The sequence below is a fragment of the Corynebacterium sp. ZY180755 genome (assembly GCF_054331495.1).
Genome location: NZ_CM135811.1, coordinates 799456 through 824973 on the forward strand (window position 1 = coordinate 799456; position 25518 = coordinate 824973).

General features: G+C 56.1%; 26 protein-coding genes. 20 read left to right on the forward strand and 6 right to left on the reverse strand.

Annotation, left to right across the window (positions count from 1 at the left end; all coding sequences use genetic code 11):
* Nucleotides 1-133: 133 nt before the first annotated feature.
* From ACXM2N_RS03770 to ACXM2N_RS03800, 7 genes are all read left to right on the forward strand, one after another.
* Nucleotides 134-400, forward strand: a complete 267-nt coding sequence (locus tag ACXM2N_RS03770; protein ID WP_458490159.1) for a type B 50S ribosomal protein L31 — start codon at nt 134-136, stop codon at nt 398-400.
* Nucleotides 401-412: 12 nt separating this feature from the next.
* Complete coding sequence (rpmF, locus tag ACXM2N_RS03775; protein ID WP_458490161.1) at nt 413-586, forward strand: 50S ribosomal protein L32; 174 nt, start codon at nt 413-415, stop codon at nt 584-586.
* 445 nt (nt 587-1031) lie between these two features.
* The gene (locus tag ACXM2N_RS03780; RefSeq protein WP_458490163.1) at nt 1032-1724 is read left to right on the forward strand and encodes a response regulator transcription factor; all 693 of its coding nucleotides are present in this window, start codon (nt 1032-1034) and stop codon (nt 1722-1724) included.
* Nucleotides 1724-3187, forward strand: coding sequence for an ATP-binding protein (locus ACXM2N_RS03785; protein ID WP_458490165.1), 1464 nt, complete (start codon nt 1724-1726; stop codon nt 3185-3187). Before ACXM2N_RS03780 ends, ACXM2N_RS03785 begins: the two co-directional genes overlap by 1 nt.
* A 144-nt stretch (nt 3188-3331) precedes the next feature.
* Nucleotides 3332-4633 carry a S1C family serine protease gene (locus ACXM2N_RS03790; protein ID WP_458490167.1) on the forward strand — a complete coding sequence of 434 codons (1302 nt, stop codon included), beginning with the start codon at nt 3332-3334 and terminating at the stop codon, nt 4631-4633.
* A gap of 111 nt (nt 4634-4744) precedes the next feature.
* Nucleotides 4745-5311 carry a MogA/MoaB family molybdenum cofactor biosynthesis protein gene (locus tag ACXM2N_RS03795; RefSeq protein WP_458490169.1) on the forward strand — a complete coding sequence of 189 codons (567 nt, stop codon included), beginning with the start codon at nt 4745-4747 and terminating at the stop codon, nt 5309-5311.
* A 32-nt stretch (nt 5312-5343) separates the two neighbouring features.
* Entirely contained in the window at nt 5344-5511 is a 168-nt protein-coding gene (locus ACXM2N_RS03800; protein WP_458490171.1) for a hypothetical protein, read from the forward strand.
* A 48-nt stretch (nt 5512-5559) separates the two neighbouring features.
* On the opposite strand, the gene mscL is transcribed toward ACXM2N_RS03800, so the two are convergent.
* The 3 genes from mscL to ACXM2N_RS03815 form a co-directional block, all read right to left on the reverse strand.
* Nucleotides 5560-5964: a large conductance mechanosensitive channel protein MscL gene (mscL, locus tag ACXM2N_RS03805; protein WP_458490173.1), complete on the reverse strand. Its 405-nt coding sequence runs from the start codon at nt 5962-5964 to the stop codon at nt 5560-5562.
* 106 nt (nt 5965-6070) lie between these two features.
* Nucleotides 6071-6580, reverse strand: a complete 510-nt coding sequence (locus tag ACXM2N_RS03810; protein WP_458490175.1) for an SAF domain-containing protein — start codon at nt 6578-6580, stop codon at nt 6071-6073.
* Between the two features lie 168 nt (nt 6581-6748).
* Nucleotides 6749-7318 (reverse strand): 5-formyltetrahydrofolate cyclo-ligase, encoded by a 570-nt coding sequence (locus ACXM2N_RS03815; RefSeq protein WP_458490177.1) that lies wholly within the window; start codon nt 7316-7318, stop codon nt 6749-6751.
* 259 nt (nt 7319-7577) lie between these two features.
* Between ACXM2N_RS03815 and ACXM2N_RS03820 the strand changes: the two genes are divergently transcribed.
* The 6 genes from ACXM2N_RS03820 to ACXM2N_RS03845 all read left to right on the forward strand — a co-directional run bounded on the left by ACXM2N_RS03820 (nt 7578) and on the right by ACXM2N_RS03845 (nt 13041).
* Nucleotides 7578-8498, forward strand: coding sequence for a UTP--glucose-1-phosphate uridylyltransferase (locus tag ACXM2N_RS03820; RefSeq protein WP_458490179.1), 921 nt, complete (start codon nt 7578-7580; stop codon nt 8496-8498).
* A 163-nt stretch (nt 8499-8661) separates the two neighbouring features.
* Nucleotides 8662-9930, forward strand: a complete 1269-nt coding sequence (gene glp, locus ACXM2N_RS03825) for a molybdotransferase-like divisome protein Glp (protein WP_458490181.1) — start codon at nt 8662-8664, stop codon at nt 9928-9930.
* The gene (locus tag ACXM2N_RS03830) at nt 9931-10635 is read left to right on the forward strand and encodes a GNAT family N-acetyltransferase (RefSeq protein WP_458490183.1); all 705 of its coding nucleotides are present in this window, start codon (nt 9931-9933) and stop codon (nt 10633-10635) included.
* Between the two features lie 229 nt (nt 10636-10864).
* Nucleotides 10865-11929, forward strand: a complete 1065-nt coding sequence (gene sepX, locus ACXM2N_RS03835) for a divisome protein SepX/GlpR (protein WP_458490185.1) — start codon at nt 10865-10867, stop codon at nt 11927-11929.
* A gap of 22 nt (nt 11930-11951) precedes the next feature.
* Nucleotides 11952-12365, forward strand: coding sequence for a DoxX family protein (locus ACXM2N_RS03840; protein ID WP_458490187.1), 414 nt, complete (start codon nt 11952-11954; stop codon nt 12363-12365).
* Complete coding sequence (locus ACXM2N_RS03845) at nt 12352-13041, forward strand: zf-HC2 domain-containing protein (RefSeq protein ID WP_458490189.1); 690 nt, start codon at nt 12352-12354, stop codon at nt 13039-13041. The genes ACXM2N_RS03840 and ACXM2N_RS03845 overlap by 14 nt, the downstream gene beginning before the upstream one ends.
* Before the next feature lie 46 nt (nt 13042-13087).
* Here ACXM2N_RS03845 and ACXM2N_RS03850 read toward each other — a convergent pair whose 3' ends face one another.
* A complete protein-coding gene (locus ACXM2N_RS03850) occupies nt 13088-14701 on the reverse strand; it encodes a dolichyl-phosphate-mannose--protein mannosyltransferase (protein WP_458490991.1) in 1614 nt (537 codons plus the stop codon).
* A 228-nt stretch (nt 14702-14929) separates the two neighbouring features.
* Here ACXM2N_RS03850 and ACXM2N_RS03855 point away from each other — a divergent pair, with 228 nt between their 5' ends.
* From ACXM2N_RS03855 to metG, 3 genes are all read left to right on the forward strand, one after another.
* Nucleotides 14930-16717 carry a BCCT family transporter gene (locus ACXM2N_RS03855; RefSeq protein ID WP_458490191.1) on the forward strand — a complete coding sequence of 596 codons (1788 nt, stop codon included), beginning with the start codon at nt 14930-14932 and terminating at the stop codon, nt 16715-16717.
* A gap of 70 nt (nt 16718-16787) precedes the next feature.
* Nucleotides 16788-17660 carry a 16S rRNA (cytidine(1402)-2'-O)-methyltransferase gene (gene rsmI / locus ACXM2N_RS03860; RefSeq protein ID WP_458490193.1) on the forward strand — a complete coding sequence of 291 codons (873 nt, stop codon included), beginning with the start codon at nt 16788-16790 and terminating at the stop codon, nt 17658-17660.
* A complete protein-coding gene (gene metG / locus ACXM2N_RS03865; RefSeq protein ID WP_458490195.1) occupies nt 17653-19479 on the forward strand; it encodes a methionine--tRNA ligase in 1827 nt (608 codons plus the stop codon). The genes rsmI and metG overlap by 8 nt, the downstream gene beginning before the upstream one ends.
* A 66-nt stretch (nt 19480-19545) precedes the next feature.
* Here the strand turns inward: metG and ACXM2N_RS03870 are convergent, their stop codons facing one another.
* The gene (locus ACXM2N_RS03870) at nt 19546-20040 is read right to left on the reverse strand and encodes an N-acetyltransferase family protein (RefSeq protein WP_458490197.1); all 495 of its coding nucleotides are present in this window, start codon (nt 20038-20040) and stop codon (nt 19546-19548) included.
* Between the two features lie 27 nt (nt 20041-20067).
* On the opposite strand from ACXM2N_RS03870, the gene ACXM2N_RS03875 reads away from it, so the two are divergent.
* From ACXM2N_RS03875 to ACXM2N_RS03890, 4 genes are all read left to right on the forward strand, one after another.
* Entirely contained in the window at nt 20068-20907 is an 840-nt protein-coding gene (locus tag ACXM2N_RS03875) for a TatD family hydrolase (RefSeq protein WP_458490199.1), read from the forward strand.
* A gap of 277 nt (nt 20908-21184) precedes the next feature.
* Nucleotides 21185-22330 carry a transglycosylase family protein gene (locus ACXM2N_RS03880; RefSeq protein ID WP_458490201.1) on the forward strand — a complete coding sequence of 382 codons (1146 nt, stop codon included), beginning with the start codon at nt 21185-21187 and terminating at the stop codon, nt 22328-22330.
* A gap of 59 nt (nt 22331-22389) precedes the next feature.
* On the forward strand, nt 22390-23244 hold the full coding sequence (gene rsmA, locus ACXM2N_RS03885) for a 16S rRNA (adenine(1518)-N(6)/adenine(1519)-N(6))-dimethyltransferase RsmA (protein WP_458490203.1): 855 nt from the start codon (nt 22390-22392) through the stop codon (nt 23242-23244).
* A gap of 10 nt (nt 23245-23254) precedes the next feature.
* Nucleotides 23255-24157, forward strand: coding sequence for a 4-(cytidine 5'-diphospho)-2-C-methyl-D-erythritol kinase (locus tag ACXM2N_RS03890; protein ID WP_458490205.1), 903 nt, complete (start codon nt 23255-23257; stop codon nt 24155-24157).
* 81 nt (nt 24158-24238) lie between these two features.
* On the opposite strand, the gene ACXM2N_RS03895 is transcribed toward ACXM2N_RS03890, so the two are convergent.
* Nucleotides 24239-25465, reverse strand: coding sequence for a hypothetical protein (locus tag ACXM2N_RS03895; RefSeq protein WP_458490207.1), 1227 nt, complete (start codon nt 25463-25465; stop codon nt 24239-24241).
* Nucleotides 25466-25518 lie beyond the last annotated feature (53 nt).

A 25518-nucleotide genomic window follows, 5' to 3' on the forward strand; every position in this document is an offset into this window, starting at 1 on the left:
GCGATAAAATCGGCGTGTTGGTAAAGATCAATGCGAGCCCAACTCAGGCACGATCTACACCGTGAGATCCTGTATTTCCGTGAAGATGTGTAGAACCGACCTGAAGTATCAATCCTGAGGGAATCGAGATTATATGAAGAAGGACATCCACCCGGACTACCACCCAGTGGTATTCCGTGATGCAGGTACTGGTCACCAGTTCCTGACCAAGTCAACTGCAAAGTCTGACCGCACCGTTGAGTGGGAAGACGGCAACGAGTACCCGCTGATCGTCGTTGACGTTACCAGCGAGTCCCACCCATTCTGGACCGGTGCGCAGCGCGTCATGGACACCGCTGGCCGCGTCGAGAAGTTCAACCAGCGTTTCGGTGGCATGGCCCGCCGCAAGAAGAAGGCTTAAGGAGGGAAAACCATGGCAGTACCAAAGCGTCGTATGTCCCGTGCGAACACGCACTCCCGCCGTTCCCAGTGGAAGGCAGACAATGTTGCCCTCCAGGAGGTAAAGGTAAACGGCCAGACCGTTCGCATTCCACGTCGTCTGGTAAAGGCAGCTCAGCTTGGCCTTGTAGACGTAGAGCAGTTCTAATTTCTGCTTTCATAAGCTTTATATAGCTGAATCCTAAACCGGTTCGTGGTCCTTGATGAAAGGATCACGAACCGGTTTTTGCTTACCCTTGGATTATTTCTGGTGGCCATCTCACGAGTTCACCATGGCGAGAGTTGAGCTCCTGACCTGCGAAGACAGCCTAAGACAATGCTGATCCACAGTGCGTCATTTCCGCCCTGAAGCATATCGCTTACGCCGAGGATCGGTCACGATGCGAGGCGGCATGGTGGGGTAACCCCGTGGAAGTTTACGGCGAAACCCTGAGGGTAAGCAGGTAGTATCGAACCCACATTCTCGCCGTCCCTGCCTTGAATCCCACGTTCCTGGCGTGTGAGCACGGTGAATATGTTTCTCACCTGGTCTAGGTTTCCAGCTTGAGCCTAGGCGCGTTTGATCACACAGGAAGGCAAGGCAAGTACTTTTTATGAGAATTGTTGTAGTCGACGATGAGCACGCTATCCGCGAATCCCTGCGCCGGTCACTGACTTTTAATAACTATGAGGTCTTTCTCGCGGAAGATGGAGAGCAGGCTCTCGAAGTCATTGAGAAAGAGCAACCAGATCTCGTAATATTGGACGTCACAATGCCCCGAATGGACGGCCTAGAGGTGTGCCGCACTCTCCGCTCTGGTGGTGATGATCGACCAATTCTCCTACTTACCGCCCGTGATGGTGTGTCCGATCGCGTCGCAGGACTCGACGCGGGGGCAGATGATTACCTCCCAAAACCATTCGCTCTGGAAGAACTACTTGCGCGCATGCGCTCCTTGTTACGCCGTGCAGCGGCGGCCTCTAGTGGGACTCCTCATCACGGAGAACTCGAATTTGATGACCTTCGTCTGAACTTAGAAACCCGCGAGGTGACCCGCGGCGGTCGACAGATCAGCCTCACCCGGACTGAGTTTGCGTTGCTTCAGCTTTTGATGGCTAACGCCCGTCGAGTGCTCTCGCGAGTTAGCATCCAAGAAGAAGTGTGGGGCTACGACTTTCCAACTTCCGGCAACGCTCTTGAGGTGTACATTGGCTACCTCCGCCGTAAGACGGAGGCTGGGGGAGAGCCACGCTTGATTCATACGGTCCGAGGTGTTGGCTACGTTCTAAGGAACGCTCCTCAGTGATGTTGAGGAAAGCTGCTGAGCGGGTGGGGAAATCGCACAAGCGTCGATTGGGCTTGGTTTCTTCCGACGTTAGGCGGGCTGAGCTTTCCTATGATTCCTCTGTGCTCCGGCGCATAGTAACGCCCATGGCTGCTGTGCTGACAGCCACAGTGAGTATCACATCGATCGTTGTGCTCTGGCTGGTGTCAGCCCTTCTCAAAAGTTCGGTGGATGCCGAACTTAATTCCCGTGCGACGGCGTTGCTCACCCAGCTCTACGACCTCAGGAATCTCTCGTCCGCACAGTTGAAGGTGGATGAATTCCGTGAGTATTACCGTGATACTCGCGTCTTATTGCGTCCGGCAGGCTCTGATTATGTGGTGGGGGATGATCTTCCACGGCTATACAAGGAGGATGTCAACGAAAGTGGGTACGCCGTAGCCACCATTAACGGTGAACGTGTGCTGTCAAAATCCAGCGACATCGGCGCTACTGTGGTGTTAGCAAAGGATATGGCCAACACCCACCATCTCATTGTCTCACTGGGTGTCGCCCTACTAATTTTTGCTTTCTTAGCCCTGCTGTTCGCGATCGGCGCCGTCGTGGTAGCTTCCAGATCCGCCTTAAAGCCGTTAGTGCAGCTTCGCCTTGGCTTGGAGCACAACCGCAGGACAGGTGAAGTGAAGCCGATCCATGTGAAAGGTACGGATGAGATCGCTTCTTTGGCACGGACTTTCAATGAAATGCTGCGCAGCCTGGAGGAGTCTCGGATGAGGCAGGCTGATTTCGTAGCAGATGCGGGTCATGAGCTTAAGACCTCACTGACCAGTATGCGTGCCAACATCGAGTTCTTGATGATGGTTCATAACTCGAGTGGCGGCATTGATGAGTCTGGTCTAGAGGCACTTGAAAGCGACGTCATTGCGCAGATGGAGGAGCTATCCACTTTGATTGGTGACCTCGTCGATCTTGCTCGCGATGAGAGGCCGGAGGTGTCTCTTGAAACGGTGGACTTCGTGGCAACGGTAAAGGCGGCGTTGTCGCGCGCGGTTCGTCGAGGCAAAGACGTTGAGTTCCGTCTGGAATCTAGCCCGTGGTATCTGCACGGTGATAGTCATGCGCTCGAACGCGCCATGTTGAATCTTATGGACAATGCGGCCAAGTGGTCACCTCAAGGTGGTGTCGTTCGAATCGAGATGATTCCGCTTTTCGACGGAACGATGCAGGTCACTGTGAGTGATTCTGGCCCAGGAATTCCAGAGGAGGATCGTGATTTAGTTTTCCATCGCTTTTTCCGTTCCGCGCAGGCTGATCCCACTCCGGGATCTGGTCTCGGCCTTGCTATCGCTCAGCACGCCATCCATCGGCATAACGGCACAATAGCTGCCGAAGAATCTACCGATGGTGGCGCGATGATGCGGGTCATTCTTCCGGGAGCGCCGGAAGAAAGTGAAAAGCTTGCTCATGCATTAAATGAATCATAGGACTAACAAAAACCGCGGTGCTGCAGGTGACGCTTTAGGGGAACTGGCACGGAAAGTGGCTCACAGGTAACCTACAGGAAGTCTTATGTTTTGGAGCAGACGCGTTCCAGACCTGCCCAAGCTGAAAGGTGGATACTCACTTCTATGAATAACGATTACGGTCAGCCTGGCCGCCCGTCAGGTAGCGAATTTGAACAGAAGCCAGAAGAAACTTCTTCGTTCGAGCGAGTATCCTCGCCGTACTCTACGGATAATTCCTATAGCCAGGCTGACTCGCCGGAACGCGAGTCATCTGGTGAGCAGTGGAATAACCCGTCAATTAGCGAACCCCAGGTAGTCGAAGCAAAGAAGAAAAAGACTGTAGGTTTGCCTACTACTATTGCTTTGGCGCTTGTTGCCGCTATAGGTGCTGGAACAGCTACCGGTGTTATCGTTTCTAACTCCTCTGATTCATCAACTGACTCGCAGACTTCTGTGGTGGATTCATTGCGGGAAGAGCCAGTTAACAATTCAACGGGACATGAGGCGGCGGCAGGCTCCGTAGAAGCTGTGGCTGCTTCGGTCTTGCCTTCCGTAGTTTCGATCCAGGTCATGACAGGCAGGGGGATGTCGGAAGGCTCTGGATCCATCATTTCTGAAGACGGATACGTGATGACCAATAACCACGTCGTGGAAGCCGCGCAAGGCTCGCGGTCTATGATCGTGGTGACGTTGAATGACGGTACCGAGCATGAGGCGGATTTCGTCGCTGGCGATCCTAATACGGATGTTGCCGTTATCAAGATGCGAGATGTCTCCAACCTTCCAGTGATGAATTTTGGTGATTCTGATGCGGTCAAGGTTGGCCAGGAAGTAGTGGCTATTGGTTCTCCACTTGGGCTGTCTGCCACTGTAACCTCCGGTATCGTTTCAGCGCTCAACCGTCCGGTTCGAGCTGGCGGCTCCAATACCGGTGAGTCGTCTCTTATTGATGCCATCCAGACTGACGCGGCTATCAACCCCGGCAACTCCGGTGGTCCTTTGGTGGATATCGAGGGCAACTTAGTGGGCATGAACTCCGTGATTGCTTCTACCTCGAGCATGTCGGGAGAGGCTGGCAGCATCGGTTTGGGATTCGCCATTCCGTCGAATTTTGCGCGACGTGTGGCTAGCCAGTTGATTGAGTCTGGAGAAGCCACGCAGCCAATGATCGGTATTCAGTTGATCTCCAACTCCAATGTGGCGGGTGCGGTAATCGCAGAAGTTACGCCTAACGGTCCGGGCGAAGCCGCGGGGTTGAAGGAAGAAGAGATTATTACTGGGATGAACGGTCGTCGCATTGATTCTGCGGACGCGCTGATTGCTGCTGTACGCAGCAGTGATTTTGGAGAAACTATCACTCTGAAGGTTGAAGGTCCGGAAGGCGAGAACCCTCGGGAAGTCCAAGTCACCCTCACGAACCAGTAAGTCGGAAACGTGTTGATGAGTGAGCAACACAGATTCCGCTGTTGTTTCTTTAAAGGTTTACCGCAATACTTAAATTTGTATTTTCCCGTAGGAGTAGAAGGGCCCTAGTAATTGAGTAGTTCAAAGAGCTTGGAGGACATCACTGAGCCAGATGCTGACTTCTTCCGAGAGACAGAGGCTAACGGGATCCCTCAGGATTCTCCTCGTCGTGCGTTGGTTGTGCTGGTATCTGATCACACGATCAAGTCAGGGGAGGACACCGATCGCGTCTGCACGGAGCTGCTGTCAGAAGGAGGCTTCGTGGTCGATGGCGTGGTCACCGTCAAAAACAAGCGTTCGCAGATCCGAAAGGTCATTGAGACCGGTGTCGTAGGTGGCGTTGACTTGGTACTTACGGTGGGCGGTACCGGTGTAGGGCCACGGGATAAGACGCCGGAGGCTACCCGTGATGTGCTGGATAAGCATGTGGTGGGTATCGCACAGGCCCTGCGTACGTCAGGCCTGGCGTGCGGTGCGGTGGATGCATGCACTTCTCGAGGCATCGCCGGTGTTTCCGGCTCTACCGTAATCGTCAATTTGGCTGCGTCGCGCGCGGCTATTCGTGACGGAATGGCTACGCTGACGCCGCTTGTTCATCACCTGGTGGATCAGCTTCGATTCGCTGCTATGGATGTGTAGCTGTGGTGGCCCCTAGGAGGCGTCGCCGAGTTGTGCGAAAGTCTGACGCTGTTGACTATGACAGGCAAGCGGATCGCGATACTACGTTCGTCTCCGCCTACGATGACGAGCGAGCCGTGATATTGGACCCCGATCAGGATGAGGAACCCACGGGTCTTAAGTTTTACAAAGATCAAATGCCACCACATTATGGGCAATAAAAAATGCACCAAGGTAATCCTTGGTGCTTTTTGTTATCTGTGAAGATATTAGATGTTGCGCTGGCGCATGAGGTCGCGGATCTCGGTCAGCAGCTCTGCCTCGATGGAAGCTGGGGTCTCTTCGTCCTCCTGGACGCCCTTGCGCTTTGCCTGGATCTCAGACAGCTTGTTCATTGGAGCAACCAGAATGAAGTAAACAACTGCGGCGATGATCAGGAAGTTCAGTGCTGCAGTGATAACTGCGCCGAAGTCCATGAAGGTTGCCTCGTTGCCTGGGCGGAGGTAGAAGCCAAGACCGCTTACGTCTGCGCCGCCGATAGCTGCGATCAGTGGGTTGATGAGGTTATCGGAGAAAGCGGTAACGATAGCGGTGAAAGCGCCACCGATGACGACTGCAACTGCGAGCTCGATTACGTTGCCGCGGAGGATGAAGTCTTTGAAGCCCTGGAGCATGATAGAACCACCTTTTAGTTAGGTTGTGATAAATAGACTGCGAGGAACATTAATCATTATCGAGGAAAAAATCTATTCCACTTTCCGTAAGGTGTTGGATAGAAAACTAACTACCGGTCACAACCACCGTGAGTGGGGCGGTGAGTGAGCGGGCTGCAACTGCTTCTGCGTCTGCGGTGGGTAGGGCGAGCATGACGGTACCGGGGGATGTGTCAGAGCCTTCAGTAGTAGTTTTGGTGCTGTAAATAACGGTCCCACCTGCTGCAATGATCTCTTTTTCAGTGCTGTCATGGCGGGTTGATATGACGGTGACTACGTCGCCTTGGTGGAGTAGGTTGGCGATGGTTGGGTCAGATAATTTGATGGGTACTAGGTTCATTTGATCGCCCCGGCCCTCGTCTGTGAAATTTGTCACTGCTTTATGTAAAAGATCCGTGGATGCAGTGCTCATCGTGGTTACCACCGAGCCTTTTGTGTGGGCTGATGCCGTGGTTGATCCCACCACTGCGTCGGCTTCCCTAAGGGCCCCTTGGGGGATGGCTTCTAAAGGGAGCTCTTTTTCTTCAACGACCTCGTTGCTGATAGTGGTGCCCGGGGAGACGTCGGCGGTAAACACGACGACTTTCTCCGTCGTTTGTGCACTCCGCGTTAGCTGAAAGCAAAGCCCCAGTACTACTAGAGCTATGGCAAGGCAGCGGCGGAGAAAGATGCTTCTCTTGATCCCCGGATGGGCTAGGTGTTGTGAGAAAAATTCCTTCATATAGGAATTAGACGCGGGGATCGTTCATTCGGTTCCGGTGGGAGCGTCGCTGATGATGAAAGAGGTTGGTATGTCGTGGATTTCGCGGGGGACGGAATCTAGGATTTCCTCACTGAATATTAAGGTGGCAGTTGGGGTCGTGCAGTGAGCCAGGGCTCTGTCGTAGTAACCGGCACCTTTGCCGAGTCTGTAGCCGTCTTTATCTACAGCAAGGGCGGGGACCAATACTAGGTCCAGGGAGTCCAGAATGCTGCTATCAAAGGGGGCGTTGGTGGGTTCTGGAATTCTGAACTTTCCGAGCCTGAGTGAAGACTCACCCGCGTAAATGCCCCAAGAGAGTGATCGGTCTTCGTTGGAGCGAGGAAGGTAGAGCTCTTTGGTGAGGCGGTGAAGTGTGGGGATTAGGTCTGTTCCGCCGGGCTCGCTGGGGAGGGGGACGTATGCGGCTACCCGAGCCGCGGAATACGTTGTAATAATTCTTTCAAGGTTTGCCTGCAGGGCTTTGTTTTTGGCTGCGCGTGTGGCCGTGGTCATCTCCTTCCTTGCCCGCTGAATGGACTGGCGTAGGAGATCTTTGTTGGTTGGGTGGTTCACTTTCTACACTGCCTTTGTTTTAGTCCGTGAAAGAAACAGTTTCTTCCTAAATACTATCGCAGGGCTTTTTGTGATGTATATAACATTAGTGCTGCTTTGTTGAGTTCTTTTGGTCACGTCAAAGCGGGTTCGCTGCAGGTTGGGGGTTATCTGAAAGCCCTTTCCAATGTGTTGCCGAACGAGATAATTTACACTTCTCACAGCGTAATCGCAGCTTAAAAACGAAAGTTGGGGCGGTTGCGCGGGTAAGGTCGTTGGTATGACCTTGCCTGTTAATGAACACTCGCACGCCGTGAAAACGGTAATTGTCCCTGCTGCTGGTATGGGTACTAGGTTTTTGCCTGCTACCAAGACCGTGCCAAAAGAGCTCCTGCCTGTGGTGGATACCCCAGGCATTGAGGTGATTGCTGAGGAAGCGGCCCAGTTGGGTGCCTCTCGATTGGCCATTGTCACGGCGCCTAACAAGCAGGGAGTGCTTGATCACTTCAAGCGTTTCCCAAAGCTAGAGGCAACGTTGGAGTCTCGTGGCAAGACTGAGCAGTTGGAAAAGGTTCGTCGTGCCGCTGAGCTGATTGAGCCGGTTTCTGTCATTCAGGAATCCCCGTTGGGATTGGGGCACGCTGTCGCGTGTGCTGAGGAGCTCCTTGATGATGACGAGGATGTCGTCGCAGTCATGCTTCCTGATGATCTAGTCCTCCCAATGGGCGTTGTGGAGAAGATGGCCGAGGTGCGTGAGCAGCTTGGTGGTTCTGTCCTGTGTGCATTTGAAGTTCCGGAAGATGAGACCTACAACTACGGTGTCTTTGAAATTGAAGAGGCCGATTACGAGGGCCCTCACGTTGTGAAGAAGGTTCATGGCATGGTGGAGAAGCCTGCCATTGAAGATGCACCTTCTAACTTTGTTGCGACCGGCCGTTACTTGCTTGATCGCAAGATTTTCGATGCTCTGCGCCGCATCGAGCCGGGTGCTGGCGGTGAGCTTCAGTTGACGGATGCCATCGATCTCCTGATTGATGAGGGCCACCCTGTTCATATTCTGGTTCACGATGGTAAGCGCCATGATCTTGGTAACCCAGGTGGCTTCATTCCAGCTGTGGTGGACTTTGGCCTTGCGCACCCTACTTACGGTAAGTCCCTCAAGCGCGCTATCCGTCAGATTCTGAGCGAGTACGAAGACTAATTAGTCCGTACGCAACGTTACTTAAAGCCTAGGGGCCTGGTATCAAGCCGGTGCCCTAGGCTTTAGTTGCAGTTGGTAACTTCAGGGGCTATCTCGACTAGAGTGATTAGGGTGAATTGACCTACGCCAAATGGGTGGGGTTGGGCAGTGAGGAGTAGAACTCGTGCGCTCTGTAGAGCAGCAGCTTGCATTGGTAACTGAATCCGCCATTGCGCCGGAGCCAGTGCGTCTTGCTATTACTGAGTCGCTTGGTTTGATGTGCGCTGAAGAGGTGCAAGCGACCAAGCCTATGCCTGGTTTTGATCAGGCGGCAATTGATGGTTACGCCATCCGTGCGGTGGATGTGGGTGGTGAACGAGGTTTGGGTCTGCCTGCCGACGCCCAACCGCACGTCTCCGAGACCTCGTTGCCCGTTGTCGGCGAGGTGGCTGCGGGCTCGCAGCGCCCGCTTCGGCTGCAGCCGAAGCAGGCCGTGCGCGTGCACACGGGCGCGCCACTGCCGGCGCTGTCCGATGCTGTGATTCCGTTGGAGTGGACAGACCGTGGGCGCAAGCGTGTTACTGCGAAACGTCCGGTACGTTCGGGCGAATTTGTGCGTCGTCAAGGAGACGACATCCGTCCAGGCGACGTGGCGGTGTCCGCTGGTGCCATTTTGAGTCCTTCCCATATCGGCCTACTCGCCGCGGTAGGGCGCAACAAGGTGCTGGTTTACCCGCGCCCTCGCCTCACTGTCATCTCTGTGGGGCACGAGCTGGTTGATATTGACCGCGAGCCTGGCCTGGGTCAAGTACTGGATGTGAATTCCTACGCGATAGCTGCGGCGGGGCGCGAAGCGGGCGCCGAGGTCAACCGCGTGGGCATAGCCGCCGGTGAGCCACGCAAGCTGCGTGAGATCGTGGAATCACAAATGATGCGCAGCGAGGTCATCGTTATCTCCGGCGCCGTTGGTGGATCTGGATCCGAAGCAATCCGTAAGGTTCTCAGTGAACTTGGTGAGATTGACACCACCCGAGTTGCAATGCATCCGGGGTCCGTCCAAGGCTTTGGTGTACTGGGTGAGGAAAAGATCCCAGTGTTCCTGCTACCTAGCAACCCTGTGTCCGCGCTGGTAATTTTCGAAATGTTCATCCGTCCCGCAATCCGCGTGGGGCTGGGGCGTACGGCACCGCAGCGTCGCACCGTTCGTGCTCGCGCGCTCAACCACGTTGGGTCCAAGGCTGGGCGCCGTGGTTACGTTCGTGCTCGTCTCATGCGCGATGCTGAGACGCAGGATTATCTAGTTGAGGGACTAGGCGGTGCCAACGGAGCCCCCGCACACCTTCTGGCGGGTCTTTCTGAGGCAAACGCCATGATTAAGATTCCGGAGGACGTTACCCAAGTCCGCCCAGGCGACATCGTTGAAGTCATCTTCCTGTCCCAGGGAAGCCGCTAAGTGGAGTTCCTACGGCAGCTTTTTCCTGTAGGCCCAACACCAGCTCAGGGCAGCGTGCACCCACAGCACCCGGGTTGGGGTGAATTCACGCGCACCGTTACGCTTCCTGATGGTGCTCAACTGCGGCTTCGCCCGCTGGCCTATAAAGACGGCGAAGACTGGTGCCACCAGCGCTTAGAAGATCGTGAGATCCTCGAACCGGTGGAGCCGACAGTAGAGCACGGCTGGGTTCACGCTCACAGCATGAAAGCGTGGCGTGCTTACTTCATTAACTTGCGCCAAGCAGCAGACGCTGGTCTGGTGGTGCCCATGGTTATCGAGGTTGATGGGCGGTTTGCTGGTCAATTGACCTTGGGCAATATTCAGCAGGGAATTATCAGCGAGTGCTGGGTGGGGTACTGGGTATTCTCTCAGTACCAGGGCAGGGGTGTTGCCACTGCGGCCTGCGCGCTGGGTGTGGATCACGCATTTACTCGGGTGGGGATCCACCGAGTCACTGCAACGTACCTGCCGTTCAACGAGGCGAGCCGGCTGGTGTTGGCGAGAAATGGCTTCACGGACGAAGGCTACTTGCGCCGAAATCTGCACATCAATGGTCGCTGGCAAGATCACCACTTTGTGGCTATTGTGCGCGACGATTACCCAGAGTCCTGCGTATTCCGTTTGGCCGCCGGCGGGCGTATCCGGCGTGGCAATCAATCTTAACCGGTAGCCGGAATTAGGATTAAGGCATTTCTGGCTTCATTGTGATGTGAGGGAAAACATCACCCACTTTGTGGTTGTTGCTCCCTGGTTTCCAGCAGGTTGCCTCACGGAAGAACGTGAAGCTTTTGTGGTGGGAGTAGGTTTGTATTCCCGCTACACTGTCACCTACGAAGTGGCGCGGTTAAGCTGGGCTGCTGACAAAACAACAACGCGGAAGGTTTTGTTTCTCGTGTCTCCAACTCTCGTGATCGTCTTGATCGCTGTGGTGTGGCTCTTCGTGCTCGCACCGTGGTTGCTTCGTGGACAGCGTCCCATCAGCAAGGCTGGTGAAGCCTTTGATGAAACTCGCGTTGTCTATTCTGGCGGTAGCGGTGAACTTCCTTCTCGTAAACGACCGAAGCTGACCCCTCAGGATATTCACGCCGGACGCGAGGACACCGAGTCCCTTGAGATGGTTACCGCTGAGCCGGTTGAAGACGATGCCCTCATTGATGACGATTCTGCCCGTCGCGTGGATTCCGCCATGGAGACGGTGAAGTCCAAACTGGGCAAGAAGCAAGATACTCCCTCCAAGGATGTGGAAGCCAACGTGGTGGACGGCGAGGTAGTGGCAGAGCTTCCACAACCTGACCCTGCACCAGTGGGGGAAGCAACCGCTGAAGTGGAAGATCTCGATGAGTACAGCCAGCCGTACGAGCTGAACGATGCTTTCGTGTCACCAGGTGATCTCCTGTACCCCGGTGAGGAAGACCCCGTGGTAGAGGCTGAGGTTGCAGAGGAAGCAGCAGAGCCCGAGATCACGGACTCCAGGGAGCTTACCGACGAAGACCTCGAGTTTGCTGCCCGCCGCGCACACCGTGGCGGCTGGGACCCAGAGGCCGACGCCCAGGCGTCGACCGACCGATACCAGCGTCGCACCCGCACCCTCATCGGCCTTGCCGTGGCGGCGCTGGTTGCTGTGGTCTTTGGATTCGTCGTCGGAGGTTGGGCATGGGCCCTGCCAGCGGTGGTTGTCGTTTTTGCAGGTGTGTACATGGTTGCCTTGCGCCGGCAGGTGCAGGCCGAGGAGCGCCTGCGGGCACGAAGGATCGCGCAGCTTCGCCGCGCGCGCCTAGGTGTACGAAATAAGAATGATGAGCAGCTTGGCATCCCGCAACGTCTCCGCCGCCCAGGTGCGGTAGTGCTCGAGCTTGATGACGATAGCCCTGATTTTGAAGAGCTTGACGTGGCCACCGGCCCCGTCATCAGAGACCCGCGCGGTGAGATTGATACAGATTCCCGCCGCGTCAGCTAATAATTCAAGGAGAAGGTGACGTATGGATCAACCGGTCGTTCGTGACATTGCGCTGCTGATCTTCCGTGCTGTCCTTGGTGTAGTCTTTGTAGCCCACGGATTTGAGCGGATGTTTATCACTGGCATCGTCGAAACAACCGGCCAGTTCTCCGCGCTAGGTATTCCGCAGCCAAAGCTTTCTGCCTATGTTGTATCCGCAGCTGAACTGTTTGGCGGAGCGTTTCTGGTTATTGGACTGCTCACTACCTTCATGGCAGGCGCATTGGCGCTCCTGATGTTGGCTGCAACTTACTTCGTTCACATGACCGAGGGATTCTTTATTCACAACAACGGCATGGAATACACCATCGTGTTGATGGTGTCCTTGCTCATGATCGTTGTCTTCGGTTCTGGCCGCGCAAGCCTAGATGGGGTACTGTCTCGTGCTGAATTGTGACAAAGTCCAGGCCGTCCTATCTGCTCGCCTCGATGGCGAGGCCTACGATCTTTCCGATGATGTCATTGACCTCCACCTGTCTGAGTGTGAGGAATGTACGCGGTTTTATGAGCAAGCGGCGATTGTGAACCGTCAGCTTACCTTCCGAGAAAACGACATGATGCCCAAAGCCCCAGACCTCTCGGCGGCTATTTTGGCGGGGGTAGAGCCAGAGTTTTCCCGTCAGGCTTCACGTAGAGCGTTATCCCGTTCCTTGGTCCGTATTGTGCTTACGGTGCTGGGACTGGTCTGGGGATTCGCTGCAATCCGCCTCCTGCAGGACTCCTCTGCGGTGGCTGCCGCCGGCGATGCTGATGTCTTAGCGTATGACCCTGCCCATATGCGTTTGCTCTACGAGGGTGCGGCTATGCGCTGTGCACTGGGATTCGGATTGCTCTTTACTGCCTGGCAGCCTCGTGTGGCTGGGGGTGTGGTGCCCATCTTCGGTGCGCTGTGGATGTTTAGTTTCGGTTTTGGTATTCGCGACATCGTCGTGGACGGTTTCCAGCTCGACGCCGTTACCCATTTAGCGTTGTTGCTCGTGAGCTTCATAGCGGTTGTGTGGGCGTGGGTTGCCACCAAAGGCTTCGTGATGATTGAGCAAGTAATCAGAGAGCTAAAATCCAACCCGAGCTAAAACGATACATGCTCCGTGAGAGGGTTCTCACGGAGCATGTGTCGTATTAGCGCCAGCTTGGCAGCCACATGAGTGATTCGTACCAAGAATCAGGGATCATGTAACCGTACAGAATGGGGGAGAAGTAGGCGAACATGGCCACCACCAAGGCCAAATAACAAACCACCGCCATCTGCCCGCTGGTGAAGTTCCCCGCCCCTATGTAAGTTGCCCATTTGGCGGTGATCGGCTTACCACTGGAGGCGATAATCCCCAACGTCAGCGCGATCATGATGATCGTAAATGGCACGAGCGCGGTGGCGTAGAAGAAGTACATCTGTCGGTCGTAGCTGGCTACCCATGGGAGGAATCCTGCCATGAAGCCAACGAATGGGATGAGGTAGCGCGCGTCACGACGCACCACCAGGGCCCACAGGGCCCACGCCAGCACGGGAACGGTGAGCCACCAGATGGCAGGGGTGCCGAACAGGTAGATCATGCGGCGGCAACTGCCCGCCGAGCATTCAAGGTCCGTGGAGGAGAAATATAGAATTGGTCGCCCTGCCACCAGCCATGACCACGGTTTGGAATCCCACGGGTGAGAATGCCCGCCGGAAGTAGTCAGTGAGGCGTGGAATTCTAGGACAGAGGAGTGGTAGTAGAAGAATCCGGAGAGGGATTCGGGCAGAATTCTCAGTGGGCTGGAGTCTTCTAAGGTGCCGTCCACTTTGGCGTGGCGGTAGACGGAGGTCTCAGACGCGAACCACGCGCGCCAGGACCAGAAGTACAGTGCCACTGGCCAGATCACGAGGGATGAGAATGCGGGGAAGGCGTCACGGATCAGCATGCCCACAAAAGGCTTCTTCACTCCATAGCGTCCACGCAGCCACCAGTCCATGCAGACGGTGAGTACTCCGAAAAAGGCCATGTAGTACAGGCCGGACCATTTGACGGATACGGCTAGGCCCAGCAGAACGCCGCAGCCGAAGCGCCACCACCGGAAGCCTAGGCGTGGTCCAAAATCGCCGGACATAGCGATGATGCCTTGCTCGTAAGCGTGATGCATGCGTCTGCTCATGTGCTGACGGTCAAGGACGAACGCTAGCGCTGCTGCGACGATGAACAGCACTTGGAAAATGTCGAGCATGCCAAAGCGGCTGGCGATGAGTAACACACCGTCCGCGACGGCAATGACACCGGCAAAGGTGGCGATGATCCAACTGTGAGAGATGCGGCGTGCGAGTTCCATGATGATAACGACGGTGCTTACGCCAAACAGGGCGGCCATGATGCGCCAGCCCAGTGGGGAGTAGCCAAAGACCAGTTCCCCCAGCGCCTCAATTTGCTTGGCTAGAGGTGGGTGCACAACGAGACCGTATCCTGGGTTGGATTCGATACCGCCGATCAGTGGATTGATCCAGCTTTTGACCATGTCGTAGGCCTGTGGCACGTAGTGCTTCTCATCAAAGACCGGGGTGCCGGAGGCGGTGGCGGAGGTTAGCCCGATGAACCTAGTAAGAAAAGCGAGCAGTGCAATCAGGGCAGTAGACCAAGTGTCCTGTTTGGTCCACTGATACCGTGCGGGTGCGTCGGGGATCCGCGACTTGGCAAAGCGCCCCTCAACGCAAGGGGCAGGTGTACGGCCTTGAGGGGGCATGGTCTTATTACTCACCCGCAACATTGTAGAGGTACGGGGCATTTTTCAATAGTCGGCTTGTGCCAAAACAAGAGTTGGTGACGGTTGTGCACTATTTTGTTACCAAATTGAGATATTCCTTGGGAAAAGCCTCTCTATGCAGCACCAACGAAAGGTAACAACTGTGCAACATTCACTGCGAAACTGTCCTGCGGCGCGGAATTGGATAAGAAAAATTTGAGGATGAGAACCTCACTAATAAGAATTGATTAAATGACTTCATCACATGACGAGGGTAGCGTCCCGCCACACGGCGGGGCGGATCAAACCCCGCAAACCTCTGCAACAGAGCAACTTGTTTCCATGCTCAGTGGCGCTGAATCCATTAGCGCGGAGAGCAGGAAACCAGAAAAGGAAATCGTCTTTGAGGGCGAAAACGCTGAAGCCTCGATTGACTGGAAAGTAGTATTCCCCGCAGTTGCAATCGTTCTTGCGGTTGTTATCTGGGGCCTAGCTGGACCTGAATCCTTCTCCAATGCTGCATCTAACGGCCTGGATTTTGTCGTTGCTAACTTTGGTTGGGCGTTCGTGTTGCTCACCACGGTTTTCCTGATCTTCGTGATCGTGGTCGCGCTGAGTAAATTCGGTGCCATCAGGTTGGGCCGCAACGATGAAGCGCCCGAGTTTTCTACGGTGTCTTGGGTTGCGATGATGTTCGCAGCTGGCATGGGCATCGGTCTCATGTTCTACGGTGCGTCTGAGCCATTGACCTTCTACCGCGAAGGTGTGCCGGGCAAGGACCCGAACTCCATTGGCGATGCCATGAGCTCCACCCTGCTTCACTGGACACTCCACCCATGGGCAATTTATTCCATCTTCGGATTGGCCATCGCGTACTCGACGTTCCGCTTGGGGCGGCGTCAGCTTCTCAGTGCTTCTTTCACCTCGCTGATTGGTGAGCGAAACGCGCGCGGCTGGCTTGGGCGCATCATTGACATCTTGGCAATTGTGGCCACCATTTTCGGTACCGCTGTTTCCCTTGGCGTGGGTGCTACTCAGATCTCTGCTGGCCTGACGGCAGCTGGATTGGTGGAAAACCCATCGACGCGTGTGCTCGTGATCATCGTGTCGATTCTGACTCTCGCGTTCCTCATCTCCGCAATGTCCGGTGTGGGTAAGGGTATTCAGTACCTGTCGAACGCGAACATGGTGATGGCTGCAATCCTTGCAATCTTCGTGTTCGTATTCGGCCCTACTGTGTCCATCTTGAACCTGCTACCAGGTTCTTTGGGTGCGTACCTCAACAATTTCTTCGAAATGATCGGCCGCAACGCCGAAAGCTACAACGGTGAAGCTGCTGAATGGCTGGCAAGCTGGAGTATCTTCTACTGGGCTTGGTGGATCTCCTGGTGCCCATTCGTGGGTATGTTCATTGCCCGCATTTCCCGTGGCCGCACCATCCGCGAGTTCCTGTTGGTGGTTCTGTTTGTTCCGTCGCTGGTGTCCATGGTCTGGTTTGCCATCTTCGGTGGCACCGCCATCAAGTTTGAGCAAGAGGGCAATTCCATCTACGGCGATGGTTCACCTGAGTTCCAGCTGTTCGAGCTCTTGCACCGCCTGCCAATGGGCGAGGTTGCGGGCATCGTGGCGGTAGCGTTGCTGGGTACCTTCTTCATTACCTCCGCAGACTCCGCATCTACGGTGATGGGCTCAATGTCCCAGCGCGGTCAGACTGATGCCAACAAGTACCTCTCTGCAGCTTGGGGTGCGATGGTGGCACTAATTGGCATGGTGATGTTGCTGACCGGCGGCGATGATGTCCTGTCTAACCTGCAGAGCCTGACCATTATCGCGGCGAGCCCGTTCTTGATCGTTATTGTCGGTCTGATGTTCGCGCTGTTGAAGGATCTCCGCAACGACGAGATTTACTTGGACTACCGCGAGCAGCAGCGTTTCGCCACCAAGCTTGCACGTGAGCGTCGTTTGCACATGGAAGCTGAGAAGCGCAAAGCACGTAAGTCACGAACCTATGTGAAGACTATTCCAAAGCGTAAGCCTTAGGGGCTGATGACGACTTAGACGGTTACCAGTAATTGGTGACCGTCTTTTTTGGCTTCTACACTTAGGGACTATGAACCATGCACTCCCGCCCTTGCCCACCGGCATTATCTTGGCCGCCACCCCGCTGGGCAACCCTCACGATGCCTCACCGCGTCTAGCTCAAGCGCTTGCCGACGCAGACTATGTTGCCAGTGAAGACACGCGCCGCACACGCGCGCTCGCGCAAGCGCTCGGCGTGGAGATTCGTGGTCAGATCCTGTCCAACTTCGATCACAATGAGCAAGGACGCGCGCAGCAGTTGATCGAGTATGCGAAACACTCCACGGTGGTTGTGGTGACGGACGCCGGAATGCCCATCGTTTCCGATCCAGGATTCCCGTTGGTTGAGGCTGCACACGAGGCAGGCGTGCCCCTGACATGTTTTCCAGGGCCATCGGCAGTACCGGTAGCACTGGCCCTTTCAGGCCTGCACGTGGGCAAGTTCGCCTTCGACGGCTTCGCTCCCCGCAAGTCCGGCGCGCGCAACACGTGGCTGGAGTCCCTCAAAACCGAGCAGCGCGCTGTCTGTTTCTTCGAATCCCCGCACCGCATCGCCGATACCCTCGCTGCTGCCGCTGAGATTCTTGGCGCCGACAGGCGCGCGGCTGTGGCGCGCGAACTGACCAAAACCTATGAGGAGGTCAAACGCGCCGGGTTGGGCGAGCTTGCCCAATGGGCAAGCGAGGGGCTGCGCGGAGAAATCACCGTGGTGATTGAAGGCGCCACCAGTGGCGCGGCGGCGGAGCCTGAAGACCTCGTGGCGAGCGTCGAGAAGCGAGTAGCAAACGGCGAGCGACTCAAGAATGCTTGTGGGGAAGTGGCCAAGGAACAGGGGGTAAGTAAGAAGGAACTCTATGATGCGGTATTACGCGCCCGCGCTGATAAGGTAGAAAACCATGAATAATGTGCTTGTTGCTGTTGCTTGGCCATACGCCAACGGCCCTCGCCACATCGGACATGTGGCCGGCTTTGGCGTCCCGTCGGATGTTTTCGCCCGCTACCAACGAATGCGTGGTGCGAACGTTCTCATGGTATCCGGCACCGATGAGCACGGCACTCCGCTTTTGGTCCAGGCAGACAAGGAAGGCGTTACCGTCAAGGAACTGGCGGACCGTTACAACCGCCAGATCGTTGAGGACCTCGCTGGTCTTGGTCTTACCTATGACCTGTTTACTCGTACTACCACCCGCAACCACTACGCGGTAGTGCAGAAGCTGTTCAAGGGCCTGTACGAGAACGGCTACATGATCAAGGAGACAACCCAAGGCGCGATCTCTCCATCCACCGGCCGCACCCTGCCAGACCGCTACATTGAGGGCACGTGCCCAATCTGCGGTGCGGATGGCGCGCGTGGTGACCAGTGCGATGATTGCGGTAATCAGCTTGATCCGGCAGACCTGATCAACCCGGTATCCAAGATCAATGGCGAAACCCCAGAGTTTGTGGAGACCGAGCACTTCCTACTGGACTTGCCGGCGATCGCCGACGCACTCGCCGCGTGGTTGAAGACTCGCGAGGATTGGCGTCCAAACGTTTTGAAGTTCTCCCTGAACCTGCTGGAGGACCTGCGACCACGCGCCATGACGCGTGACATCGACTGGGGAGTGCCAATCCCCGTCGAGGGCTGGGAAGACAAGCCAAGCAAGAAGCTCTACGTATGGTTTGATGCCGTGGTGGGCTACTTGTCTGCCTCCATTGAGTGGGCGCAGCGATCTGGTAACCCAGAAGCATGGCGTGACTGGTGGAACAATTCGGAGGCAAAGTCCTACTACTTCATGGGCAAGGACAACATCACCTTCCATTCGCAGATCTGGCCAGCTGAGCTTTTGGGCTACCAGGGCAAGGGCGCCAAGGGAGGCTCCGTCCACGATTTGGGTGAACTTGAGCTGCCAACAGAGGTCGTGTCCTCTGAGTACCTGACCATGTCAGGTTCCAAGTTCTCCTCTTCCAAGGGCGTTGTCATCTACGTGAAGGACTTCCTCAAGGAGTTCGGCCCAGACCCTCTGCGTTACTTCATTGCCGTGGCAGGACCAGAAAACAATGACACCGACTTCACCTGGGACGAGTTCGTTCGCCGCATCAACAACGAGCTGGCTAACGGCTGGGGCAACCTAGTCAACCGCACCGTGTCCATGGCGAACAAGAACTTTGGTGAGGTCCCTGTACCTGCCGCGTTGGAAGAAGCTGATCAGAAGATTCTCGATCTGGCTGAAACTACCATGCAGCAGGTGGGTGAATACCTGTCACAGTCTAAGTTCAAGGCTGGAATCACCGCGGCAATGCATGTGGTGGGCGAGGCCAACGCTTACATCGCTGAGATGGAGCCATGGAAGCTCGCAAAGGATGACACCCAGCGCGAGCGTCTCGCTACCGTGCTGTGGACCGCGCTGCAGGTCGTGTCTGACTGCAACGTGATGCTTACCCCGTACCTGCCTCACATTGCACAATCCGTGCATGAGACACTCGGCCGCGACGGTGTGTGGGCAGCATCCCCAGAAATCCAAGAGGTTGTCGATGATGTGGAGGTCGAGTTGGTAGGCGTAGGCCTGCCCGAAGAAGGCCAGTCCTACCCAATCATCACCGGTGATTACGAGAACCAGCAGGCAACGTGGGCGCGCGTGGAAATGGTCCCGGGTACCCCGCTTGCTAAGCCAAAGCCGCTCATTGCCAAGCTTGACCCAGAACTTGGTGAGACCGGCCCAGAGTGGGCACCGGTTCAGTAGGAGCACCTCTTAAGCCCTCGATCCTTCGAGGGCTTTTGCTTTGCCTAACGAGCGGGGGTGCTTGTGCTACTTGGAAAGCGTGAGGGTCATGAAGTTCAGATCCAGCCACTGACCCCACTTGGTTCCCACCTCGCGCATCACGACGGCTGATTCAAAGCCATGCTTGTGATGTAGTGCGAGGGACGCTGTATTTCTGGCCTCGATTGCGGCGATGATGACGTGGATTGTGGTGTCTTGGCACGCGTCGATGAGCGCAGCCAACAATGCTGACCCAATACCGCGTCCGTGAAAGTCTGGGTGGACGTACACGGAGTTTTCTGCAGTGTGGCGGTAGCCGGGGAAGGTGCGGAATGGGCCCACGCATGCGTAGCCCGCTACACGGCCGTCGATATCTGCCACGAGCACCGGGTATCCGCCGTGGTTGAGCGCGTTCAGCCAGTCCAGGCGTGCGGCGGGTGAGGTGTGCTCCTCGGTCCAAATGGCTACGGTGTTGTCGACTGCGTCGTTATAGATATCTGTGATGGCGTAGACATCATTGGCGGTGGCGGGGCGGATGATCATGCGAAGAAATACTAGACTCCTTTGATTATGAGCAAAAAGAAGCCACGCCCAGTCCCAGTTCCTGCTGACCACATTGAGGGGCTTATCGACGCCCACACCCACCTCGCCTCATGCAAGGCGCGCACGGAGGATGAGGTCCGTGCGATCGTCGATAGGGCAGCGGCCGCAGGTGTGCGAAAGATCTGCACTGTGGGCGACGGCCTCGCAGAGGCCGAGCTTGCGCTGCAAGCAGCGCACTTTGATGATCGTGTCTTTGCCGCGTGCGCAATCCATCCCACGAGGGCACACGAGCTCGATGACGCAGCCCGCGCACGGCTGACTGAGATGGCCGCCGATCCACGCTGCGTATCCATTGGAGAGACCGGCCTTGATACCTACTGGATCAAGCACGATCCGGACAACACGGCGGATCTAGAGACCCAGGAGGAAGCTCTGCGCTGGCACATTGATCTGGCGATTTCTTCCGGCAAGTCTCTGATGATCCACAACCGCGAAGCGGATGCTGATCTCATGCGAGTACTGGGTGACGCCCCACAACCAAAGCACACCATCTTGCACTGCTTCTCCTCGCCGCTGGAGGTGGCTAAGGAGGCGCTGGATCGAGGCTACGTCCTATCCTTTGCCGGAAACGTCACTTTCAAGCGCAACGAGGAAATGCGAGAGGCGGTGCGCATCGCGCCGATCGAGCAGCTGTTGGTGGAAACGGATGCGCCATATATGACACCGGAGCCGTTCCGTGGGGCCCGTAATGAATCCGCCTTGATTGGGCACCAGGCTCAGTGCATGGCTGAAGTTCGTGGCATGGCTGTTGAGGAGTTGGCAGAGGCGCTGAGTAAGAATTTTGATCGCGTCTACGGTTTGCAGTGATATATTTCACACGGCCTCGAGGATTGGTGCAGATCACAAGCGAAGCGTGATGCGAGTGGTCGAGTAATGTTTCTGTGGTTCTTGTGAAAACTGAAACGGGGTTAGTGGCGTGCCGCTGGCGGCTGCCAATGGGTGCGATGAATCTGGGTATCGACAACCAGCGTGTGTTCGCTTAGTGTTACCATATCGTTACTAAAGTTATGCCTAGCGCATAGCTATTGTTATGCAAGCGGTGCGCATCGTATCGCACATGTAGTCAAGCAGAGAGAAAAACTTCGTGGCAGTCCGTCAAAAATCCAGGATCAACCGAGTCAACTCCACTCGCTCCATTCCCCTACGCGTTGCAACTGGCGGTGTTCTCGCTGCAGTTGCGGCCGGTGGCGTAGCTGTTGCGAACACGCAAAAAGACGTCACTGTCGAGGTCAATGGTGAGTCGATCACGCTAGCTACCATGTCCGGCACCGTTCAGGGCGCATTGGACGATGCGGGCATCACTATTGGGAACAAGGATTTTGTTTACCCAGCTCCTTCTGAAAGCCTGCGGGACAACCAGACCGTTACAGTGAAAACCTCAAAGCAGGTTGCGGTTGTGATCGACGGCAAGAAGCAGATGATTGACACCACTGCCGCCACTGTGGGAGAGCTAGTTTCGCAGGTGAGTGACATTGACGCTGCCGTGGGTGCGCTTGGTCTTTCTGAGGATGTTAACGCCAAGATTGACGACAATGCGACTGTGGATGTTGTCACTCCTAAGATTATTGAACTCACCGACGCCGGCAAGACCTCCTACACCCAGCTAGCCGCCGCCACCGTCAAGGATGTGCTTGAGGCGCAGGGAATTAAGATCGGTCCAGCTGACAAGGTGACTCCCGCACTCGATGCGCCGGTGGCAAAGAACCAGAAGATCAACATCGACCGCATCACCACCGAGGAAATCACTGAAGTTGAAACCTTCGAAGCGCCGGCTGTCTACACCGACAACCCAGATGCTCCCGCGGGTGAGGAAACAGTTACCACTCCAGGCGTGGCAGGTGAGCGCGAGGTTACCCGCAAAATCATCAAGGTCAACGGCGTTGAGACTTCCCGGAAAGTAGTCAAAGAGACCGTGAAGAAGAAGCCGGTAGCGGCGCAAATTTCGCGTGGCACCAAGGAATCTTCTGCCCCAGCAGTCGCTGGCGGAAGCGTGTGGGATGCGCTGGCTCAGTGTGAGTCCGGCGGAAACTGGTCTATCAACACTGGAAACGGCTACCAGGGTGGTCTGCAGTTTAGTCCATCAACATGGCTCGGCTACGGTGGCGGTGAGTACGCGCCGCAGGCTAACCTAGCTACCCGGGAGCAGCAGATTGACATCGCAACCCGCGTGCAGGCAGGCCAAGGCTGGGGTGCGTGGCCAGCCTGTACTGCAAAGCTGGGCATCCGCTAACAGACGTACCGCGTAGCAGGTAACTAGTTTCTACTGGTTACCTGCTACATTTATGTCCTATGGCAGCACAACTTTTAGGCCCAGTAGAAATTAGGGAACTGGCAGAGAAGCTCGACGTCACCCCAACTAAGAAACTGGGTCAGAACTTCGTTCACGATCCCAATACTGTTCGCATGATCGTCAACGCTGCGGAGCTTGCTCCGCACGATCACGTTATTGAGGTGGGGCCGGGTCTGGGATCGCTGACACTTGCGCTGCTGGATACCGTCGATAAGGTAACCGCCGTGGAGATTGATCCCCGCCTAGCTGAGCAGTTGCCGGAGACTGCCCGCAACCGTGCGCCGGAATACGCTGACCGTTTGGACCTCATCCAGCGCGACGCACTCCAGATTAAGCCTGAGGACATCGACGAGCCCACGGCGCTCGTAGCAAACTTGCCGTACAACGTGTCCGTGCCAGTGTTGCTTCACTTGTTGCAAACTTTCCCGTCCATCAAGCGTGTGCTGGTGATGGTGCAGTTGGAGGTGGCGGATCGCCTCGCCGCAAAGCCGGGCAACAAGATTTACGGCGTGCCAAGTGTTAAGGCGAGTTTCTACGGTGATGTTCGCAAGGCTGGCAACATCGGTAAGAATGTTTTCTGGCCTGCACCGAAGATCGAATCAGGTCTCGTGCGCATTGACCGCTATGGGGACAGCGCCCCGTGGGAGATCAGTGATGAACTGCGAAAGCAGGTTTTCCCGCTTATCGACGCCGCGTTTGCACAGCGTCGCAAGACGCTGCGCGCGGCACTGTCCGGTGTGTACGGCTCCGGCCAAGAGGCCGAAGAGGCGCTGCGCGCCGCCAACATCGATCCGACACTGCGGGGCGAAAAGCTCGACGTGGCCGACTTCGTTCGCCTCGCGAGCGCGCGTTAAGATTTAGATCATGAAATCCGTTACCGCGATCGCACATGGAAAAGTCAACCTCCACTTAGGAGTAGGTCCCCTTCGCGACGATGGCTACCACGAGCTGGTGACGGTTTTTCAGTCTCTCAACCTCAGGGATGAACTGATCATTACCGAGGCCGAGGGTGGCGCCAGCGGCCCCGTCGCGGGCATGAAGGTCCACGGCAACCCAGACGTTCCCGAAGACCCCAGCAACCTAGCGTGGAAGTCAGTGGAGAAACTATATAGCCTCCACCTCGCCAAAGGTGGCGCGGAACTTCCTCCAGTGTTTATTGAGATTCACAAGGGCATTCCCGCCGCAGGCGGGATGGCCGGGGGCAGTGCGGACGCCGCTGCGGCCCTGCGTGCGTTTAATGAATTCTTGCCGGAGCCGGCGTCGGAAAGAGAGCTACTTCAGCTGTGCGCCGAACTAGGATCGGACGTGCCTTTTACGCTCGTCGGGGGCACACAGCTGGGTACCGGCAGGGGAGAAAAGCTCACCGAGGTGCCAAGCACGGGCACCTACCACTGGGTGCTCGCTTTTTCCGACGAGGGGTTGTCCACACCGCGAGTGTTCACGACTATGGATCAGATGGAACGCACACCGACGCTTGGTATCCAGGCTCTGCGCGAGGCGCTCACCACCGGTGACCCGCGGGCGCTTGCGAGCGCACTGCACAACGACATGCAAGACGCCGCAGTGACACTCCAGCCCTCCCTCGCTGAAACACTCCGCAAAGGTGAGGAAGCCGGGGCGCTGAAGGCGATCGTCTCAGGCTCCGGCCCCACGTGCGCGTTCTTGTGTGCTGACGAGTCAACAGCGCTCAAGGTTGCCGCAGAGTTCGAGCGTTCAGCAGTGGCACAAGGCCCAGCCGCCGGCGCATACCTCGTGTCGCAAGACTGAACTCTGCCATCTTGGTGAATTAGATTTCACTAGGTGTCGGTGGTTTCGTGGGTTGCCTTGAATTCTTTTAGATTTCTGGGATTAGAGAACTGCCATCTCAACCGGAGAAACGTCTAGCTTGTGCTTGGTAGTTTCCTTAGTGGTGAGGTCAACGACCACGAGCTCATTGGTATTGGCGTCGGTGACGTAGGCCTTGTTTTCATGAACCTTCAGGATTGGGCCAGGTAGTTGCCACTCCTCCTTTTCCTTCCATTCACCGATGGCTGGGATCTTTGTGATCTCAGCAGTTTCGGGATCAATAATGTTCAGGTTGCCGTCGTAGGTCAACATGATTGCCTCACCACCATCACCGCGGGCAAGGGAGCGGAACCAGTAGGAAGAACCAAGCTCTACTTCCTTGGCGGTGTAATTCTGCGCATCGATCAAAGTGACGGAGGTTGGGCGCTCAAGCTCGGCGTCCTCCTCGGTCTTGTTATCGCCCAAGATGATGTTGGATTCCTCGCTGCCTGCCAAGTTGCCGGAACGCTGGTATCCCTCCTTGCCGGCGAAGGCGGAAACATCAATCTTGTGGAACTTCTTCTCGGTGGGGTTGTAGACCACTGGGCCATTCGTGCAGCCAAACACTACATTGCCGTTGGCTGCCATTGCTTCACCGTGGACGTTCGGGCAATCAGTGGTTTCTGCGATGGTGGTGTTGTCCTTATCTACGTGGCGGATGGTGTGGCGGTCATCTTCGTTGCCCACGGTGTAGACGATGGAGCCGTCAGCGAAGGGGACAGCTACGCCGTGATGTGCTTCGCCGGTTTCGATCGTGGTGGTCTGTGATGGGTCGTCCGACGGGAAGACAGTAACGTTGCCGGTGCCATCGGAAAACAGCGCCGTGAGGCCGTCGTGGTGGACAACGTGGCCAGCCTTCGGTGCATCGAAGACTTCATCGGTGAGGGCTGGAGACTGGGTGTAGTAGTGGTTGTGGTCGCCGTGCTCTTGGGTGACCAGGCCGGAGTCAAAGAGTTGGAACTGGTCTCCGCGGGTGACGAAGACGTTGCGGTTATCGTCGGCGTTGTTCAGGCGTGTGAAGCCATCAATTTTTTCATCGGCAAGAGTTTCGCCGGTTTTGGGGTCGATGGTCAGCAGGCCGCCGTCGTAGGAAATCACCACGCGAGTGGGTAGGGTTGCGACTTCCGTGCGCGAGCTCTCGGGGGCAGCGGCGCTGGTCTGAGTGGTTTCCTGTGCGGTGTCGGAGGAATTAGTGCTGCAGGCTGTGAGGGCAACCGCCGCACACAAGCTAATGATAATGGTTTTCGTCATGGGGATAGGGTATAGGCTTGCACGTGGTAAAGCAAAATCGTTTTCAATAGCTG

What these genes read in the sequence shown, in the direction of transcription:
- ACXM2N_RS03785 (WP_458490165.1), top strand. Translation starts at nt 1,724, where the DNA reads ATGTTGAGGAAAGCTGCTGAGCGGGTGGGGAAATCGCACAAGCGTCGA.
- ACXM2N_RS03870 (WP_458490197.1), bottom strand. Translation starts at nt 20,040, where the DNA reads ATGATCATCCGCCCCGCCACCGCCAATGATGTCTACGCCATCACAGAT.
- ACXM2N_RS03780 (WP_458490163.1), top strand. Translation starts at nt 1,032, where the DNA reads ATGAGAATTGTTGTAGTCGACGATGAGCACGCTATCCGCGAATCCCTG.
- ACXM2N_RS03820 (WP_458490179.1), top strand. Translation starts at nt 7,578, where the DNA reads ATGACCTTGCCTGTTAATGAACACTCGCACGCCGTGAAAACGGTAATT.
- rsmA (WP_458490203.1), top strand. Translation starts at nt 22,390, where the DNA reads ATGGCAGCACAACTTTTAGGCCCAGTAGAAATTAGGGAACTGGCAGAG.
- ACXM2N_RS03875 (WP_458490199.1), top strand. Translation starts at nt 20,068, where the DNA reads ATGAGCAAAAAGAAGCCACGCCCAGTCCCAGTTCCTGCTGACCACATT.
- rpmF (WP_458490161.1), top strand. Translation starts at nt 413, where the DNA reads ATGGCAGTACCAAAGCGTCGTATGTCCCGTGCGAACACGCACTCCCGC.
- ACXM2N_RS03790 (WP_458490167.1), top strand. Translation starts at nt 3,332, where the DNA reads ATGAATAACGATTACGGTCAGCCTGGCCGCCCGTCAGGTAGCGAATTT.
- mscL (WP_458490173.1), bottom strand. Translation starts at nt 5,964, where the DNA reads ATGCTCCAGGGCTTCAAAGACTTCATCCTCCGCGGCAACGTAATCGAG.
- ACXM2N_RS03850 (WP_458490991.1), bottom strand. Translation starts at nt 14,701, where the DNA reads ATGTTGCGGGTGAGTAATAAGACCATGCCCCCTCAAGGCCGTACACCT.
- ACXM2N_RS03855 (WP_458490191.1), top strand. Translation starts at nt 14,930, where the DNA reads ATGACTTCATCACATGACGAGGGTAGCGTCCCGCCACACGGCGGGGCG.
- ACXM2N_RS03895 (WP_458490207.1), bottom strand. Translation starts at nt 25,465, where the DNA reads ATGACGAAAACCATTATCATTAGCTTGTGTGCGGCGGTTGCCCTCACA.
- metG (WP_458490195.1), top strand. Translation starts at nt 17,653, where the DNA reads ATGAATAATGTGCTTGTTGCTGTTGCTTGGCCATACGCCAACGGCCCT.
- ACXM2N_RS03840 (WP_458490187.1), top strand. Translation starts at nt 11,952, where the DNA reads ATGGATCAACCGGTCGTTCGTGACATTGCGCTGCTGATCTTCCGTGCT.
- ACXM2N_RS03890 (WP_458490205.1), top strand. Translation starts at nt 23,255, where the DNA reads ATGAAATCCGTTACCGCGATCGCACATGGAAAAGTCAACCTCCACTTA.
- rsmI (WP_458490193.1), top strand. Translation starts at nt 16,788, where the DNA reads ATGAACCATGCACTCCCGCCCTTGCCCACCGGCATTATCTTGGCCGCC.
- ACXM2N_RS03770 (WP_458490159.1), top strand. Translation starts at nt 134, where the DNA reads ATGAAGAAGGACATCCACCCGGACTACCACCCAGTGGTATTCCGTGAT.